Source organism: Xanthomonas sp. SHU 166 (genome assembly GCF_000364685.1).
Lineage (GTDB): Bacteria > Pseudomonadota > Gammaproteobacteria > Xanthomonadales > Xanthomonadaceae > Xanthomonas_A > Xanthomonas_A sontii.
Genome location: NZ_AQOJ01000980.1, coordinates 1 through 1,715, shown reverse-complemented (window position 1 = coordinate 1,715; position 1,715 = coordinate 1). Strand labels below are relative to the sequence as shown.

2 protein-coding genes are annotated in these 1,715 nt (G+C 71.3%); both read right to left on the bottom strand.

Going from position 1 to position 1,715, the window contains the following annotated elements:
• Nucleotides 1-1,346, bottom strand: a 1,346-nt coding sequence (locus tag D180_RS21835) for an MMPL family transporter (RefSeq protein WP_157835499.1), incomplete at its 3' end; no start/stop codon positions are given.
• Nucleotides 1,343-1,540: a hypothetical protein gene (locus D180_RS21830; protein ID WP_106406911.1), complete on the bottom strand. Its 198-nt coding sequence runs from the start codon at nucleotides 1,538-1,540 to the stop codon at nucleotides 1,343-1,345. The genes D180_RS21830 and D180_RS21835, both read right to left, overlap by 4 nt.
• Nucleotides 1,541-1,715 lie beyond the last annotated feature (175 nt).

Genomic DNA, 1,715 nt, shown 5'->3' with positions numbered 1-1,715 from the left:
AGCTTGGACAGGTCGTTCTGCCAGAACGGGCCCGGCGCGAACACGATGACCGCGGCCGCCAGCAGGGCCAGCGGCAGCAGCGACCAGCGCGGCCGCGGCAGCCGCGCGATGCCGCGCCACAGCCGCTCCAGCAGCGGCGAATCCGCATGGTCGCGCGGCGAGGGATCGATCAGCGCCGGCAGCAGCAGGCGTGTGGTCAGCGCGGCCACCAGCAGGCCCGCAATGGTGAACACCGCCAACTGGCGCAGGCCGTCCACGCCGGAGAACAGGAAGGTGACGTAGGCGATGCAGGTGGAGACCACGCCGGTGGCCAGGGTCGGCCACAGATGGCGCGCGTTCTCGCGCGGGTCCAGGCCCGGGCGCTGATGGCTGAACAGATGGATCGGGTAATCCTGGACCACGCCGATCAGGGTGAAGCCGAACGCCACGGTGATGCCGTGCACGCCATCGAACAGCAGCGCCACCGCGCCCAGCCCGGCCAGGCCGGCGCTGGCCAGCGGCAGCACGCCCAGCACCGGGATCTTCCAGCTGCGGTAGGCGACCAGCAGCAGCACGATCAGCCCCACCGTATCCAGGGTGCCGATCCACTGCGCCTCGTTCTGGGTGCGCCCGCCGATCTCCACCGAGAACGCGCCGGGGCCGGTCAGGGTCAGCTTGCTGCTGGTGCCGGCGCTGACCTTGGCGAAGGCGGTGTGGATCGCGTCCACCGCGCGTTGCTGGCCGGTGGGGTCGAAGCCGGCGGCACGGGTCTGCGCGACCAGCAGCGTGTCCTCGCCGGCGCGGTCGAACCAGACCCCGTCGCGCTGCTGCGGGCCGCCGGCCGGCTGCAGGCTCTCGGCCAGATGCAGCACTTCCAGGGTGGGATCGCGCGGCAGCAGCGGCTCCACCATCGCCGCCGCCGGCGAGCCCAGGTCCTGCAGCCGCGCCTGCAGCGCATCGCGCAGGGTCGGCGTATCCAGCGGTTTGGCGTCGAAGCTGTCGCTGAGCAGGTAGCGGTACGGCAGCAGGCGTTCGGGAATGGCGTCCAGGCCGGCATCGGCGCCGTTGGCGACCAGTTCGAACACGTCGTGCTGCGCGGCCAGTTCGGCATGCAGCGCCTGCGATTGCTTGGCCAGCGTGGCCGGATCGGCCCCGGACAGCGACATCAGCAGCAGCCGCGAGCCAGGGCCTTCGCCGAGTTCGTCGAGCAGGAGTTTCTGCGCGGGAGTGCGGGCTTCCGGCATGAATTTGCGCAAGTCGCCGGATACCTGCAGCGCATTGCCCAGCCAGATCCCGGCCACGGTCAGCAGCGCCAGCCACAGCAGCGCCAGCGAGATGCGCATCTTCGAACTGAGTTGGCGTGTCACGACAGTCGCTCCCCAAGCGCCCACTCGTTCAGACCCGGGGCCGCGGGCGCGGCATCAGGCATGACTGACCGCCGCCTGCTACCGCGGGCCGGCATGAACTTGCGCAAGTCGCCGGATACCTGCAGCGCATTGCCCAGCCAGATCCCGGCCACGGTCAGCAGGGCCAGCCACAACAAGGCCAGCGAGATACGCATCTTCGAACTGAGGGCACGCTTCATCGCCGCGTCCCCACGTCTGCCTGCACCGCGCGATCAGCCGCCGCGCGCGCAGCCGTCGGGCCGGCAGCACGCTGCCGGAGGGCGCCTCGTGCGGGGATCACGCCGCGTCGCCGTGGCACAGCGCGGTCAGCGCAGCGCCGTCGGCGAGGGC